Here is a 15,077-nt window from a genome sequence, read left to right on the forward strand (position 1 = left end):
TCCTCAACTCCCCTTCGCATGACGCCTGGTCAGTACCGACGGAACATGAGCTCGGTGGGAACGCCCGTCCGGGACGGATGCCGCGGCGGGGGCGGTGCCGGCGGTGTCCTGGCGGCCGTCCTCGCGAACCGGGGCCAGCAGCTCCTCGAAGAGGGCGCGGGCCTCCACCATGGACGCGCGGAGTTCCTCCGTGCCGCCGTCGGCGCCCGCGGTGGTGGCGTACGTGGCCTGGTGGACGCGCCGGTAGCCGTGCAGATGGTGTCCGTGGTGGACGGAGAGCGCGTCGAGCTGCTCCTCGTAGCGCTCGCCGTCGGGGAAGCCGCGTGCGCCGGCCAGCTCGGCGACCAGCCGGTCCGCCTCGGCCACCGCCTCCTGGGGCGAGTCGACGAAGCGCTCCTGAACGGCCCCCCAGCGGGCCGCGTACTCGTCGCGGGCCGCGGGCTCCAGCGGCCGTTCACGCAGCGAGCCGTGTCGCTTCACCCGCTCGGCGAGGTCACGCTCGGCGGCCCTGGCGTCGCCGTCGTGCTGGGCGACGGCCCGGTCGTACTCCGGCCCGAAGCGCCGCCGCAGTGTGCGCCCGCCCTGCGGCCTGCGGGCCAAAAGGATCAGCGCGGCCGCGACGACGGCGACCGCCACGATCACGATCAAAGCGATGATGAGGCCTGTGGACATGGGTGCCTTCCGGGGTTCTCGACCCGACGGGCCGGTTCGAGGACCGGGTTGCCCGGAACCCCGCACTCAAACGAATCCCCCACCGGCGCCCCGCCGAAATCCGCTTGCGAACCAGGGGCCGCGCCTCCCGACAATGACCGCCATGAACTGGACCATCGCCCCCGAGCCCTTCGACTCGTCCGTCGCCGCCGCACTGTGGCGCGCGTACTACACGGAGGTCAGCGACCGCTGGTACCTGCTGCACGAGGGGCACCCGACCGACCCCGAGGAACTGGAGCGGGAGATCGCGGCGACCCCGGGTGCCGAGTTCCAGGCGCCCGGCGGGGTGCTGCTGGTCGCGCGCTACGGCGGCGGCCCCGGCGGCATGGCCGGGGTGCGGATGCTCGACGCCACGACGGGCGAGCTGAAGCGCGTGTTCGTGCGCGAGCGGTTGCGCGGACGGGGCGGCGCGGCGCTGCTGCTCACGGCGGCCGAGGAGGCGGCGCGCGGCCTCGGCGCCGAGCGGCTGATCCTCGACACCCGGGGTGACCTGGTGGAGGCACGCGCCCTGTACGCGCGGCACCGCTACGAGGAGACCGAGCCGCACAACGACGAGACCTACGCCGACCACTGGTTCACGAAGAAGCTGACGCGCTGAAGTCCGGCGGAGGACTCAAGCCGGTGTCCGGACTCACGCCGGTGTCCCGCGCGGATGCGTACGCGGCACCGTCCCGTCGTGCGGCCGCTCCGCGTCGGACCCGCACAGCTCGCCGTTCAGCTCCTTGACCAGCTTGGTCAGATCGGTCGGGCGGTCCGGGCCCCACCAGTCGCCGAGCAGCTCCGCCAGGGACTCCTCACGGGCCTTGGCCAGCTTCCCGGCGACCTCGCGGCCTTCGTCCGTGAGGACGAGGTCGAGCCCTTCGCGGGCGGCGAGGCGGCGCTCCTCCAACTGCCGGGCCGCGGCCAGTACGACGGGCAGCGGTACGGTGCTGCGCTCGGCCAGCAGCGCGGGCTCCGCCCAGCCGTACTTCTTGATCCGCAGCAGCAGCCAGCTCGCGGCGGGCAGCAGGTCGTACCCCGCCCGCTCGGTGATCTTCTCGTAGATCTCCCGCTGGCCCTCCCGGGTGCCGAGCACGGACAGCGCGCGGCACACCTCGTCGTACGACGACCGCTCCACCGGATTGGTGGCGAGCGTCTCGGTGATGTCGGGTGCCGTGACCGAACCCCGCAGCTTGTCCTCGCGCAGGAACCAGGCCAGGACGAAGCCGAGCAGGGCGACCGGGGCGGCGTACAGGAAGACGTCGGTGATCGACGAGGCGTACGCGTGCAGGACGGGCTGGCGGAGCGCGGACGGCAGGTCGGCGATGCCCTTCGGGTCGGCCTTGAGACTGTTCGGCGTGATGCCGGCGGGCAGTTGCCTTCCGGTCAGCACGGCCACCAGGTTGTCGCCGAGGCGGCTCGCGAAGACGGTGCCGAAGATGGCCACGCCGAACGAGGCGCCGATGGAGCGGAAGAAGGTGGCGCCGGAGGTGGCGACGCCCAGATCCTCGTACGAGACCGCGTTCTGCACGATCAGGACCAGGACCTGCATGACCAGGCCGAGGCCCAGGCCGAAGACGAGGAAGTACACGCTCATCTCGCCGGTGCTGCTGTGCTCGTCGAGCTTGTGGAGCAGGAGCAGACCGAGCGCCGTGACACCGGTGCCCACGATGGGGAAGACCTTCCAGCGTCCGGTACGGCTGACGATCTGCCCGGAGACGGTCGAGGACAGCAGCAGCCCGAACACCATGGGCAGCATGTACACGCCGGACAGGGTGGGGCTCACGCCCCGGACGACCTGGAGGAAGGTCGGCAGATAGGTCATCGCGCCGAACATCGCGAAACCGACGATGAAGCTGATGACGGCGGAGAGGGAGAAGGTGCGGATGCGGAAGAGCCTCAGGGGCAGGACGGGTTCGGCCGCCCGCTGCTCCACCGCCACGAAGGCCACGGCGAGCAGGACACCGAGCACCGCGAGACCGATGATCTGCGGCGAACTCCACCCCCAGGTGGTGCCGCCGAGCGAGGCCACGAGAACGAGACAGGTGGCGACCGCGGCGATGAGGAACGTGCCGAGGTAGTCGATGACGTGCTGGGCGGACTTCCTCGGGATGTGCAGGACCGCCGCGATCACGATGAGCGCGACCACGCCGACCGGCAGGTTGACGTAGAAGACCCAGCGCCAGCTGAGGTGCTCGGTGAACAGCCCGCCGAGCAGGGGGCCCAGCACGCTCGTCGCCCCGAAGACGGCCCCGAACAGCCCCTGGTACTTGCCCCGTTCGCGCGGCGAGACGATGTCGCCGACGATCGCCATGGACAGCACGATGAGCCCACCGCCACCGAGGCCCTGCAGGGCCCGGAAGCCGATCAACTCGCCCATGTTCTGCGCCATTCCGCACAATGCGGACCCGACGAGGAAGATCACGATCGCGGCCTGGAACAGCTTCTTCCGGCCATACTGGTCGCCGAGTTTGCCCCACAGCGGAGTGGCCGCGGTCGACGCGAGCAGATACGCGGTGACCACCCACGACAGATGTTCGAGCCCGCCCAGGTCGCTGACGATGGTGGGCAGCGCGGTCGACACGATCGTCTGGTCGAGGGCCGCCAGCAGCATGCCCAGCAGCAGCGCGCCGATCGAGACGACGACGCTGCCGTGCACCGGCGCCTCCTTGGCGTCGACGGCGGCCGCCGAGCGCCTCCGCACGGCCGACTCGTTCACACCGTACGGGGGGTCGTGCGGCGGTGCGTCCGGGTCGTGCACATCACCGGGTGTCTCGCCCGTCATGCGGACCTCCCATGAGCCCCTGGGGTCTGGGTCACCCTCCATGGTGGTCGGTATGGCGGGTTATGGCCTGTTGAAGCTTGTAACGGGTGCGGAAGGCGGGATTCCGGGGGCTCCTGGGAGAAGGTGTGGTGGATGTGACTAACCTCGGGAGTTCCGAGGGGGCGAGTCTCAGGGGGAGGGACCCAACGCGTGACTGAACCGAACGGGCATGTCTGCCCCGAGTGCGCCGCGCCACGGACGCCGGACGGTACCCCGTCCTGCGCCTGCACCCGGCGCGCGTCCGACGCCCTGCGCGACGCGCGCACCGCGGAGGCGGCAGCCGCGGAGGACTTCGATCCCCTGCGCATCCGCCCGTACGTGGACCTGACGGCGAACGAGTCCGCCCCCGCCACCATGCGCCTGCGTACGGTGCCGTCGGAGGCCCTCACCGCCGTACAACACGTCTACTCCGCGAACGAGACCCCGTACCCACCGCCGGAACCAGCCCCACTCCCCCTCTCGGAGGAACCTCCCCGGCGCCGACGGCGTACGGCTCTGCTGGCCGTGACCGGGGCCGCGGTGGCGGTCGTGGCGGCGGCGGGGTTCGCGAGCGGGCTGTTCTCTTACGACGCCCCCGCGCGGGACAGGGCGCTGCCGGACGACGTACGGGCGAGCGTCCCGGATCCGTCACCGACGCCGACGTCGACGCCGACGCCGACGTCCGCGTCCCCGCGATCGGGCTCGGGGTCGGCCCCCGAAGGCGCCACGTCCCCCACGACCACGGCACCCCCATCACCCGGCGGAAGTCCCACACGCTCGGCGTCAGCGTCGGCGACGGCGACGGCGACGCGATCACAGCCGCCCACCCCCGCACAGTCCCCCACACCCACACCCACGCCCACCGCGGCTGCCTCGTTGGCGCCGGGCCAGGGCTCCACGGGCGATCAGCCCGCCCAGACCCTGCGCCGCGGCGACCAGGGCCCCCAGGTCACCGAACTCCAACTGCGCCTGCGCCAGTTGTCCCTCTACACCGGCCGGGCCGACGGCACGTACTCCCGCCAGGTCGAGGACGCCGTACGCCGCTACCAGTGGGCTCGTGGCATCACGGGCGACAAGTCCGGGGTGTACGGGACGCCGACGCGGGCGAGCCTGGAGAGCGAGACACAGACGCCGTAGCGGTTCGGCGGGTTCGGTGAACACGCCGACTGCGGCCCGGTGGGGGCCGATCGCGCAGTTCCCCGCGCCCCTAAAAACGGGGCTGCGCCCCACATCCCCCGCCCACCCGGAGCACTTCGACTGCGGCCCGGTGGGGGTTGCTCGCGCAGTTCCCCGCGCCCCTGAGGCGGGGGCTTCGCCCCGCATCCCCTGCGCCCCTTGAGAGCGCTGGCGCGCATCGACGAGGCCGTTGAGGCCGATGGGGGGCCTGGGGCGCAGCCCCGGCCCCCCAGGGGCGCGGGGAACTGCGCGATCGGCCCCCACCGGCCCGCGGCCGACGAACCCACCCGGGGGTCTGGGGGCGGAGCCCCCAGACGCGGATGGGACGGGTAGGGGCGGCGGGGGCGAGGAAAACGGGTGTCAGGCGATGCGCAGGCGTATCGTCCCGCCCCCGACAACCTCCACCCGCACCTGCGTCAGATCACGCACGACGACATCCGGCCGATGAAAGCCGGCCCGGGGCCCCACCCCGACCACCCGCATCCCGGCCCCCCGCCCAGCAGAAATCCCCGCCCCCGAGTCCTCGAAGACCACACAGTCCTCAGGCGCCACACCCAACTCGGCAGCACCCTTCAGAAAACCCTCGGGATCAGGCTTGCTCGCACCGACGGACTCCGCGGTGACCCGCACATCCGGCAGCCCCAGCCCGGCGGCAGCCATCCGCGCCGTGGACAGCCCCACATCCGCGGAGGTGACAAGGGCATGCGGCACCCCCTCCAGCGAGGCAAGAAACTCCGCGGCACCCGGAATCGCGACGACCCCGTCCATGTCCGCGGTCTCCTCGGCGAGCATGCGCGCGTTGTCGGCGTAGTTCTGCTCCATGGGCCGGTTCGGCAGCAGCACCGCCATCGACGCGTACCCCTGCCGCCCGTGGACGACCTTCATGACCTCGTCCCCGTCCAGCCCGTGCCGCTCGGCCCAGCGGCGCCAGCAGCGCTCGACCACGGCGTCCGAGTTGACGAGGGTGCCGTCCATGTCGAGCAGGAGGGCGCGGGCGGTCAGAACGGTGGTGGCCGTCATCGGCAGGCTCCAGAGCATGGGGGAAGGGGCCGGGGGCGTCCATTGGATCAGCACCGGGCCCCCCGGGAACAAGGCGGCCCCGCCCGCCGGTCAGGGAGTGCGGACGGGAGCCACTTTGTTTCTCCACGATACAAAACAAGAGGGACCGGCGCCACCACCTCCGACCAGGACGAGCGTCGGACCCTTCGACGGCACCCCGAGGGACGAGCGTCAACCCCTGCGACGACACCCCGACGGACGAGCGTCGGACCCGGCCACGGCACCCCGACGAGCAGGGCGCCAGTGGCTCAGGCCGCCACCGCCTCGTACAGACTCCAGACCCCCAGCGCCAGCATCAGCATGGCCGCGACCTTGGTGATGAGCTCCAGCGGAACCCGCTTCATCAGGGCCTTGCCGCCGACGATGCCGAGTCCGGCCACCGCCCAGAGCGCGAGCACCGCACCGAGACCGACCGAGAGCGGGTCGTCGTAGCGGGCCGCGAGGTTCGCCGTCATGATCTGCGTGAGGTCACCGAACTCGGCGACCAGGATGAGCATGAAGCCCGCCCCCGAGACCTTCCAGAAGCTCTGGTTCGCGGGATCACGGATCTCCTCCTCGCCGTCGCCCTTCTTCAGGAGCAGCACGGCGGCACCGGCGAGGAACAGCACACCCGTGATCGCGTGCACGATCTGCTGCGGCAGCAGGGTCAGCACACTGCCCGCGGCGACGGCGAGCGCGACGTGCACGGCGAAGGCGGCGGCGACGCCCACGAAGACGTACGAGGCGCGATAACGGGTGCCGAGAACGAGCCCGGCGAGCGCGGTCTTGTCCGGCAGCTCGGCGAGGAAGACGACGCCGAAGACGAGCGCCATCACGGTGATGCTGATCAAAATCCCTCAATCGGTCGGGGCTGCCCCACCGAGAGTGCTGTGACTGCTACGCGACACCTCGGCACGGCAGCACACATCGGCGCCCGCACGAGGACATACGCGCGGACAGTGCACTGCTCTGCCGAAGGTCTCGCTGGCCGACCGTGACGGTCTGCCTCCGGGCGCCGGCTCAGACGAGCTGAGCAGTATGTCGACGGTCCGGCGAAGAGCTACTCCCCTTCTGCGCCACCCATCGTACGGGATGCCGAAACGGGCCGGACAGGGCCAAAGGTCCCGAGCCCCTCGGACCGGCCACACCGCCGCACCCTCGGAGCCCGCCTTCCCCGATCCGCAGAAACCGATTACCCCGAACCCCTTGGCATGTCATGCGCACGTCACTAGCTTCTTACCTGCCTCACACCTTCCGGAAATGCGCCACCGCGAGCATGGGCCCGCTCGCCCCAACGTCCCCCCACCTCAAGGGAGTTCACATGCCAAAGGTCTACGCGCGTCGACGGCTGAGCATACTCGCGGCCTTCACCGGCCTGATAGCCATGGTCGGGATTTTCAACGGCCCGACCGCCTCCGCCGCGCTCCCCACCCCGGTCAGCGCCGCGACCGCGCGCACCTACCTCGCCTCGCTCACCGTGGCGACGGAGAACCGCACCGGCTACAGCCGGGACCTGTTCCCCACCTGGATCACCATCAGCGGCACCTGCAACACCCGTGAGTACGTCCTCAAGCGCGACGGTTCGAACGTCGTCACCAACTCCGCCTGCACCGCCACCAGCGGCACCTGGTACTCGGTCTACGACGGCGCCACCTGGACCGCCGCCTCCGACCTGGACATCGACCACCTCGTCCCGCTCGCCGAGGCCTGGGACTCCGGCGCCAGCGCCTGGACCACGGCCCAGCGCCAGGCCTTCGCCAACGACGTGACCCGTCCGCAGCTCATCGCCGTCACGGACAACGTGAACCAGCAGAAGAGCGACCAGGACCCGGCCGAGTGGATGCCCCCGCTCAGCTCCTACGCCTGCACCTACGTCCGCGCCTGGGTCCAGGTGAAGTACTACTACAACCTCAAGGTCGACTCGGCGGAGAAGAGCAAGCTCAGCTCGGTCCTCAGCGGCTGCTGATCCCCCGCACCGATCCCCGCACCTCTCCCCCCACGGATCCCCACCGGTCCCCTCCCCCCACGGAAACCGGCGCAGTTCCCGGAACCTCCCCGCTCCTCTCCGTCGTTCCGTACCGTACGGGGCGACGGAGAGGGGTGATCACCTTGGCGGAGCTGCGCCTGGGACCGCTGTTGAGGTACGTCGACGGCTCGTCCGCGACCTTCTGGGTCGAGGCGAGCCGTCCGTGCACCGCCGAGGTGCGCTGCGCCGACGGCGCCCGCGGCTCGGCCCGCACCTTCCAAGTCGCCGGGCATCACTACGCGTTGGTGCCGGTGAGCGGTCTGACCCCGGGCACGGACACCACCTACGAGGTACTGCTGGACGGCGTCGGTGTCTGGCCGCTGCCCGGCTCCCCCTTCCCGCCCTCCGTCGTCCGCACCCGGGGCGAGGAGGACGCCGTCCGTGTCACCTTCGGCTCCTGCCGCTGGGCCGCGCCGCCCGCCGACGAGAAGGACCCGGCCGGCCCCGACGCGCTGGACACACTCGCGGCCCGTATCGCGGGCGAGCCCGGGAGCGAACGGCCGGACGTCCTGGTCCTGTTGGGCGACCAGGTGTACGCCGACGAGACCTCGAAGGCCACCCAGCGCTGGCTCGCCGCCCGCCGCAACCTCGCGGACCCCCCGGGCGACCAGGTCGCGGACTACGAGGAGTACACCCGCCTCTACTACGAATCCTGGCTCGACCCGGAAGTGCGCTGGCTGCTGTCGACCGTGCCGAGCTGCATGATCTTCGACGACCACGACGTCATCGACGACTGGAACACCAGCGCCTCCTGGCTCGCCGACATGCGGGCCACGGCGTGGTGGCGCGAGCGGCTGCTGAGCGGACTGATGTCGTACTGGGTCCACCAGCACCTCGGCAACCTCTCACCGCGCGAACTCGCCGAGGACGCCCTGTACGCCGCCGTCCGCGAGACCCCCGACGGCACCGACGTGCTGAGCGCCTTCGCCGCCCAGTCCGACGCCGACCCGGCCTCCGTCCGCTGGAGCTACCGCCGCGACTTCGGCCGCGTACGGCTGCTGATGGTGGACACCCGGGCGGCCCGCGTGCTGGCCGAGGACCGGCGGGCGATGCTGGACGCGGGCGAGGAGCGGTGGCTGCGCGAGCAGGCGCTGGACGCGCCGGGCTCCCGCGACCACCTCCTGATCGGCACCTCACTGCCCTGGCTACTCCCCCACCTCGTGCACGACGCCGAGGCCTGGGACGCCGCCCTGTGCCGGGGTGAACGGGGCGCGCGCTGGGCCCGGTTCGGGGAGAAGCTGCGCCGCCGGGCCGACCTCGAGCACTGGGCGGCCTTCCCCGCGTCCTTCGCCGCGCTCGCGGAGTTGATCGCCGAGGCCGGTTCCGGGCCGGACGCCCCGGCGACGGTGTCCGTGCTGTCCGGAGACGTCCACCACGCCTACATCGCCGAGCCCCAGTGGCCTTCCCGGACCCCTGGGACACCCGCCTCCCCCCGCTCCCCCGACGCCCGCGTCCTCCAGCTGACCTGCTCCCCCGTCCACAACTCCATCCCCCTGTCCATAAGGCTCGGCTTCCGCTTCGGGTGGAGCGCGGTCGGCCGGGCGATCGGGCGCAGGTTCGCCCGGCACGGCAAGTGCGACCGGCCGCCCGTCGACTGGCGCAAGACGGGCGGCCCTTGGTTCGGCAACCAGCTCATGACCCTGACCCTGCACGGACGTTCGGCCCGGCTGCGGCTGGAACAGGCGCGGGCGGGGAAGGGCGGGGGCGCCGCCCGGCTGCGTACGGTCATGGAGTCCGAGATCGCTTCGTGAACGTCTCCTGTCGTTCACAACACGCTTGTGAAGCAAGCGTGATAGCCGTGCGAGGGGTGCGTGAGGGCCGCGTGAGATACCCGTGACGCATCCCACAGCGGGCGGCGATCCCCCCGCCCGGGGCTCGGTTCGAGTTCTCGCCGACGGCATGATGAGGCGGACCGTCCGCTTCCAGGGGACCTTCCCGTGGAGCTCCCAGCAGGCGGTTCGCCGTCATGCGCCCTCCATGCCCGGGAGTCACACCTTTGTCTGCAGTGAGCGCCGCGCCCTCCGGGACCACCCCTGCCGTCGATGTGTCCCTCGCCGTCGTCGGCGCGGGACCGCGGGGCACCAGCGTCCTTGAACGCCTGTGCGCCTCCGCGCCGGAGCTGCTCCCGCCCGGAGCACGGCTGACGGTCCACATGGTCGACCCGTCGCCGCCCGGCCCCGGCCGCGTCTGGCGCACCGCGCAGTCGCCGCATCTGCTGATGAACACCGTGGCCTCGCAGGTGACCCTCTTCACCGACGACAGCGTGGACTGCTCGGGTCCGGTCCGCCCCGGGCCGAGCCTGCACACCTGGGCGGGCGGCGAGCTGGGCCCGGACGACTACCCGACCCGCGCGCACTACGGCCGCTACCTGGAGTGGGTGTTCGCCGAGGCGGTGCGCGGGGCGCCGCCCGGCGTGCGCGTCGAGGTGCACCCGGCGCGCGCGGTACGGCTCGACGACGACCCCGACGGCCGCCAGACCCTCACCCTCGACAACGGGCGCGCCCTGCCGGAGCTGTCCGCGGTCGTCCTCGCCCAGGGCCATCTGCCGGCGGCCCCGGACCGCGCCCATCGCGAGCTCACGGCGTACGCCGAACGGCACGGCCTGCGCCACATCCCGCCCGCCAACCCGGCGGACGTCGACCTCTCCGCCGCCGCCCTCGCGCCCGGCGAAGGCGTCCTGCTGCGCGGCCTCGGTCTCAACTTCTTCGACCACATGGCCCTGCTCACGACGGGCCGCGGCGGCCGTTTCACCCGCACCGCCGAGGGCCTGCGCTACCTCCCCTCCGGCCGCGAGCCCCGTCTGTACGCGGGCTCGCGCCGCGGTGTCCCGTACCAGGCCCGCGGCGACAACGCGAAGGGCCCCTACGGCCGCCACCTCCCCCTCGCCCTCACCGACGAGGTCATCGCCGGCTTCCGCAAGCGCGCCGACTCCGGTGAGGCGCCGGACTTCCTGGGCGAGATATGGCCGCTGATCGCGAAGGAGGTGGAGACGGTCTACTACGAGGGGGTGTGCGCCGGGCGCTGGGAGCGTCCGAGGCTGCTGGAGTTCCGGGACCGTTTCCTCGCCACCCCGCACCGGAGCCCTCAAGAGGCCCGCGTCCTCGACGAGTTCGGCGTCCCGGAGGGCGAGCGCTGGTGCTGGGACCGCGTTTCGCGCCCGTACGCCGGCCGCGACTTCGCCACGCCCGGCGCCTGGCGCTCCTGGCTGCTGGCGCATCTGCGCGAGGACGCCGAGCAGGCCGCGCTCGGGAACGTCGACGGCCCCCTGAAGGCCGCCCTGGACGTACTGCGCGACCTGCGCAACGAGGTGCGGCGGATCGTGGACCACGGGGGCCTGCCGGGCGGCTCCCGGCGTGACCACCTGGACCGCTGGTACACACCGCTCAACGCCTTCCTCTCCATCGGGCCGCCCCGCCGCCGTGTCGAGGAGATGGCCGCGCTGATCGAGGCGGGTGTCCTGGACGTCCTGGGCCCCCGGCTGGAGGTGCGGGCCGAGGACGGGGCGTGGGTCGCGCACTCCCCCGACGTGCCGGGTTCGACCGTGCGCGCGACGACGCTGATAGAGGCGCGACTGCCGGAACCGGACCTCAGGCGGACGGGCGACGAGCTGCTCACCCGGCTGCTGAGGACGGGCGCGTGCCGCCCGCACACGAGCGACGGTTACGAAACCGGAGGGCTGGACGTAACACCGCGCCCCTACCGTGTGATCGACCGTCAAGGTCGCGCGCACGCAAGGCGGTTCGCCTTCGGGGTGCCCACGGAGGGCGTGCACTGGGTGACCGCGGCCGGGGCCCGGCCGGGTGTGGATTCGGTCACGCTTTCGGACGCCGACGCGGTGGCGCGGGCCGCGCTACGTGCGGCGACAGCGGAAACGGAAGCCCGAGCGGAACCCGGAGCATGGCTAAATGTTGAACTTGCAAGCATTGATTAGGTTCACCTAACGTTGGTGACTCACTCGGTTCCGCCCCCAGGATCCGGTTCCCCCACGGGCCGGACCAGACCGAAGGAGTCCCCCACATGACCGACCGCCTCAACAGCGCCCAGCCGTACGCCATCGGCCTGTTCCGCATCGTCATAGGCCTGCTCTTCGCCGTGCACGGCGCCGCCTCACTCTTCGGTGTGCTCGGCGGCGCGGCCGGCACCGACGGCGGCTCCATCCCGTCCGGCACCTGGCCGGGCTGGTACGCGGCCGTGATCCAGCTCGTCGGCGGCGCCCTGGTGCTGCTGGGCCTCGGCACCCGCGGCGCGGCTTTCATCGCGTCGGGCTCGATGGCGTACGCGTACTTCGACGTGCACCAGTCGATGGCCCTGTGGCCGATCCAGAACGGCGGCGAGCTCTCCGTGCTGTTCTGCTGGACCATGCTGCTGCTGGTCTTCACCGGCTCCGGCGCGCTCGGCCTCGACCGTCTCCTCGCCGGGCGCACGGCCGCGTCCCGTGCGGACGAGCGTGCCTCGGAGCCCGTCGCGGCCTGACCCGGCCGTCATCCGGCCCGGCGCCCACCTCCCCTCACCACCTGAACCCCCAGTGACCCTCCTGTCACACCCGCCGCGTACGCTGTATGGCTGTCACAGGCCGCCTGCCGCTCCCCCGCGACGTAGCGGCGAGGTCGTGCCAACGGGGGAGTACAGGGGAGTTTCGGTGTTGGAGAGTGTGGGGCCGCTGACGGGCAGCCCATGGATCTACGCGGCGGTGGCCGTCTCGGTCCTGCTGGACGTCTTCCTGCCGGTCCTCCCGAGCGGCGTCCTCGTCATCACGGCGGCCACGGCAGCGGCGGCGGGCTCCTCCGCGGGGGCCGCCGTCGGGCAGGCGGTCCCCAACATCCTGGCGCTCACCCTCTCCGCGGCCACCGCCTCGGTCCTCGGCGACCTGGTGGCCTACCGGCTGGCCTGGCGCGGCGGCGAACGCCTGGACCGGGCCATAGCCCGCTCGCGCCGGCTGTCCAGCGCGCAGGAACGCCTCGGCGCGGTCCTCGCGCGCGGCGGCGGCGCCCGGGGCGCGCTGGTCGTCCTCGCCCGCTTCGCGCCCGCCGGACGCTCCGTCGTCTCACTCGGCGCGGGCGCGGCCCACCGCCGGGTCCGCGAGTTCCTGCCGTGGTCGATCGTGGCGGGCCTGGTCTGGGCCGCCTACAGCGTCGCCCTCGGCTACTTCGGCGGCCAGTGGCTGGGCGCGAGCTGGTTCGCGACCGGGGTGTCGTTCCTGGCGCTGTTCGGCGCGGGGGCGGGCGCGGCGTACCTCATGCGCCGTCCCGAACCCCAGGAGTCGGGCACCGGCGCCTGACCCACGGGCCTGCGGATACGCGGATACGCGTCCGCGCGGACCTGTGGATGCGCGGACCTGCGGATGCGCGGACGCGCGGACCTGCGGACGCGCGGGGTGCTATCCGGCGCGCTGCGGCTGAGCGGCTCCCCGTACCTCCAGCCCGTCCAGCAGTTCGGCCGTGGCGGCGGCGATCGCCTCGACCGCGCGGTCGAACACCTCACGGTTGTGGGCGGCCGGGGCGCGGAATCCGGACACCTTGCGGACGTACTGGAGGGCGGCGGCCCGGATCTCCTCCTCGGTGGCCTCTTCGGGGAGCACGGGCGGGCGGAGTGTCTTGATGCTGCGGCACATGCGTCCAGTCTCGCGCACACCTGTGGGAACCCGGGGCGTCGGTCCTGTCGCCGTAGCGGGATGATCTACGTCGAGGCGGCCACCTTCCGGGGCCGACCGACGAGAGGATCGAACAGCCATGACGAAGGACCAGTCGAAGGAACGAGCCGAGGAACGGTCTCAGGAACGGTCGACCGTGGCGGTACTGGGCCCGGGCGGCGTCGGCGGGCTGCTGGCGGCGCTGGTGGCCCGGGCCGGACACCGGGTGATCTGTCTGGCCGGGGACGAAACGGCGCGGGCGCTGCGCACCGACGGCATCCGCGTCCGCAGCGGCCGGTTCGGGGACTTCACGGCGGCCGTGGAGGCCGACACCGAACTGCGCGAACCGGTCGACGCCTGCCTGATCACCGTCAAGCACACGGCGCTGGACGCGGCCCTGGAGCGGGTACGGCCGGAGGTGCTCGGCGACGGCCTGCTGGTCCCGTTCCTGAACGGTGTCGAACACCCCGCGACGCTGCGCGCCCGCTACGGCGCCGCCCGCGTCGCCCCCGCCGTCATCCGCGTCGAGTCGACCCGGACCGCACCCGGGGTCGTCGAACACGGTAGCCCCTTCGCCGAGATCGACCTGACCGGCGAGAGCGTGCCGCGCGGCCGACTGGACGCGCTCGCCGGGGTGTTGGCGGCCACCGGCCCCACCGGCCCCACCGTCCGCGTGCAGGACGACGAGGCGGCGACGCTGTGGGCGAAGATGTCGTTCCTCGCGCCGTTCGCGCTGCTGACGACCCGTTACGGGGTAGCGCTGGGCGAGGTCCGTACACGCCACCGCGAGGAGTTGACGGCCCTGGTGGCGGAGACGGCCGCCGTCAGCCGGGCGTGCGGCGCCCCGGCGGACCCGGCCGTGGCCCTCGCCCGCTACGACGCCTTCCCGCCGGACACCAAGTCCTCCATGCAGCGCGACGCCGAGGCGGGCCGTCCGCTCGAACTGGACGCGATCGGCGGCGCGTTGCTGCGGGCCGCGGACCGGCACGGGGTGTCCGTGCCGGTGGCGCGGGGGCTGGTGCGGGAGTTGGAGGAGCCGGAGGAGCCCGAGGAGCTGGAGGGCAACCGCCGCCACTGACCCCGGCTACGGCTCACCCCGACGACGGTTCACCCGACGCGCGGCTCAGACGTGGGTCTTGGCCAGCACTTCCAGGATCTCGTCCGTCGTGCCCGTCTCACCGAGACGGGGGAAGATCCGCTCGACGCTGTTGCGGTGGGTCTCGGCGTCGATGTCGGACATCGCGTCGGTCGCCAGGGTGACGTGGTAGCCGTGCTCGTGGGCGGCGCGGGCGCTGGACTCGACGCCGATGCTGGTGGCGATGCCGACCAGCACGATCTGGGTGATCCCGCGGCGACGCAGCTGCAGGTCGAGGTCGGTGCCGTAGAACGCGCCCCAGTTCCGCTTGGTGACGACGATGTCCTCCGGGTGACCGGCGAGCTCGTCGACGAGGACGTCCCAGCCCTCCGGCCAGACGCGCGGGGCGCGGGCGGGGCCGTCGATGCGCCCGGGGACGCCGTCCGCGCCGTCGGTGGCGGCGGTGACCCGGACGAGGACGACGGGGAGGCTCTGCTCGCGGAACGCGTCCGCGAGCCGGGCCGCCCGCTCCACGACCTCGGCGGCCGGGTGCGGGGCGAGGCCGGGGTTTCCGGCGATGCCGTTCTGCAGGTCGATGACGACAAGCGCGGTCTTCGGGTCGAGCGTGGTGACAGCCATG

General features: G+C 72.4%; 14 protein-coding genes. 8 read left to right on the plus strand and 6 right to left on the minus strand.

Going from position 1 to position 15,077, the window contains the following annotated elements; genetic code table 11:
• Positions 1-3: 3 nt before the first annotated feature.
• A complete protein-coding gene (locus FNV62_RS17840; protein WP_097284492.1) occupies positions 4-672 on the minus strand; it encodes a hypothetical protein in 669 nt (222 codons plus the stop codon).
• Positions 673-814: 142 nt separating this feature from the next.
• On the opposite strand from FNV62_RS17840, the gene FNV62_RS17845 reads away from it, so the two are divergent.
• Positions 815-1,309 (plus strand): GNAT family N-acetyltransferase, encoded by a 495-nt coding sequence (locus FNV62_RS17845; protein WP_144315390.1) that lies wholly within the window; start codon positions 815-817, stop codon positions 1,307-1,309.
• Between the two features lie 33 nt (positions 1,310-1,342).
• On the opposite strand, the gene FNV62_RS17850 is transcribed toward FNV62_RS17845, so the two are convergent.
• Positions 1,343-3,475: an MDR family MFS transporter gene (locus tag FNV62_RS17850; RefSeq protein WP_143613232.1), complete on the minus strand. Its 2,133-nt coding sequence runs from the start codon at positions 3,473-3,475 to the stop codon at positions 1,343-1,345.
• Between the two features lie 189 nt (positions 3,476-3,664).
• Here FNV62_RS17850 and FNV62_RS17855 point away from each other — a divergent pair, with 189 nt between their 5' ends.
• On the plus strand, positions 3,665-4,630 hold the full coding sequence (locus FNV62_RS17855; RefSeq protein WP_144315391.1) for a peptidoglycan-binding domain-containing protein: 966 nt from the start codon (positions 3,665-3,667) through the stop codon (positions 4,628-4,630).
• Positions 4,631-5,029: 399 nt separating this feature from the next.
• Here FNV62_RS17855 and FNV62_RS17860 read toward each other — a convergent pair whose 3' ends face one another.
• Both FNV62_RS17860 and FNV62_RS17865 read right to left on the minus strand, forming a co-directional pair.
• A complete protein-coding gene (locus tag FNV62_RS17860; protein ID WP_205523152.1) occupies positions 5,030-5,689 on the minus strand; it encodes an HAD family hydrolase in 660 nt (219 codons plus the stop codon).
• 287 nt (positions 5,690-5,976) lie between these two features.
• Entirely contained in the window at positions 5,977-6,558 is a 582-nt protein-coding gene (locus FNV62_RS17865) for a TMEM165/GDT1 family protein (RefSeq protein WP_054230968.1), read from the minus strand.
• Positions 6,559-7,028: 470 nt separating this feature from the next.
• Here FNV62_RS17865 and FNV62_RS17870 point away from each other — a divergent pair, with 470 nt between their 5' ends.
• The 5 genes from FNV62_RS17870 to FNV62_RS17890 all read left to right on the plus strand — a co-directional run bounded on the left by FNV62_RS17870 (position 7,029) and on the right by FNV62_RS17890 (position 13,011).
• Positions 7,029-7,673: an HNH endonuclease family protein gene (locus FNV62_RS17870; RefSeq protein ID WP_054230969.1), complete on the plus strand. Its 645-nt coding sequence runs from the start codon at positions 7,029-7,031 to the stop codon at positions 7,671-7,673.
• A 143-nt stretch (positions 7,674-7,816) separates the two neighbouring features.
• The gene (locus FNV62_RS17875; RefSeq protein WP_144316489.1) at positions 7,817-9,484 is read left to right on the plus strand and encodes an alkaline phosphatase D family protein; all 1,668 of its coding nucleotides are present in this window, start codon (positions 7,817-7,819) and stop codon (positions 9,482-9,484) included.
• 215 nt (positions 9,485-9,699) lie between these two features.
• Positions 9,700-11,664 (plus strand): FAD/NAD(P)-binding protein, encoded by a 1,965-nt coding sequence (locus FNV62_RS17880; protein WP_144315392.1) that lies wholly within the window; start codon positions 9,700-9,702, stop codon positions 11,662-11,664.
• An 86-nt stretch (positions 11,665-11,750) separates the two neighbouring features.
• Entirely contained in the window at positions 11,751-12,206 is a 456-nt protein-coding gene (locus tag FNV62_RS17885) for a DoxX family protein (RefSeq protein WP_054230971.1), read from the plus strand.
• 166 nt (positions 12,207-12,372) lie between these two features.
• Complete coding sequence (locus FNV62_RS17890; protein ID WP_097284497.1) at positions 12,373-13,011, plus strand: DedA family protein; 639 nt, start codon at positions 12,373-12,375, stop codon at positions 13,009-13,011.
• Positions 13,012-13,110: 99 nt separating this feature from the next.
• Here the strand turns inward: FNV62_RS17890 and FNV62_RS17895 are convergent, their stop codons facing one another.
• Positions 13,111-13,344, minus strand: coding sequence for a DUF2277 domain-containing protein (locus FNV62_RS17895; RefSeq protein WP_054230973.1), 234 nt, complete (start codon positions 13,342-13,344; stop codon positions 13,111-13,113).
• A 118-nt stretch (positions 13,345-13,462) separates the two neighbouring features.
• Here FNV62_RS17895 and FNV62_RS17900 point away from each other — a divergent pair, with 118 nt between their 5' ends.
• Entirely contained in the window at positions 13,463-14,440 is a 978-nt protein-coding gene (locus tag FNV62_RS17900; protein WP_144315393.1) for a ketopantoate reductase family protein, read from the plus strand.
• Between the two features lie 45 nt (positions 14,441-14,485).
• Here FNV62_RS17900 and FNV62_RS17905 read toward each other — a convergent pair whose 3' ends face one another.
• Positions 14,486-15,076: a hydrolase gene (locus tag FNV62_RS17905; RefSeq protein ID WP_144315394.1), complete on the minus strand. Its 591-nt coding sequence runs from the start codon at positions 15,074-15,076 to the stop codon at positions 14,486-14,488.
• Position 15,077 lies beyond the last annotated feature (1 nt).

Origin of the sequence: Streptomyces sp. RLB3-17, from assembly GCF_007113425.2 — a bacterium.
Classification (GTDB): Bacteria; Actinomycetota; Actinomycetes; order Streptomycetales; family Streptomycetaceae; genus Streptomyces; species Streptomyces mirabilis_D.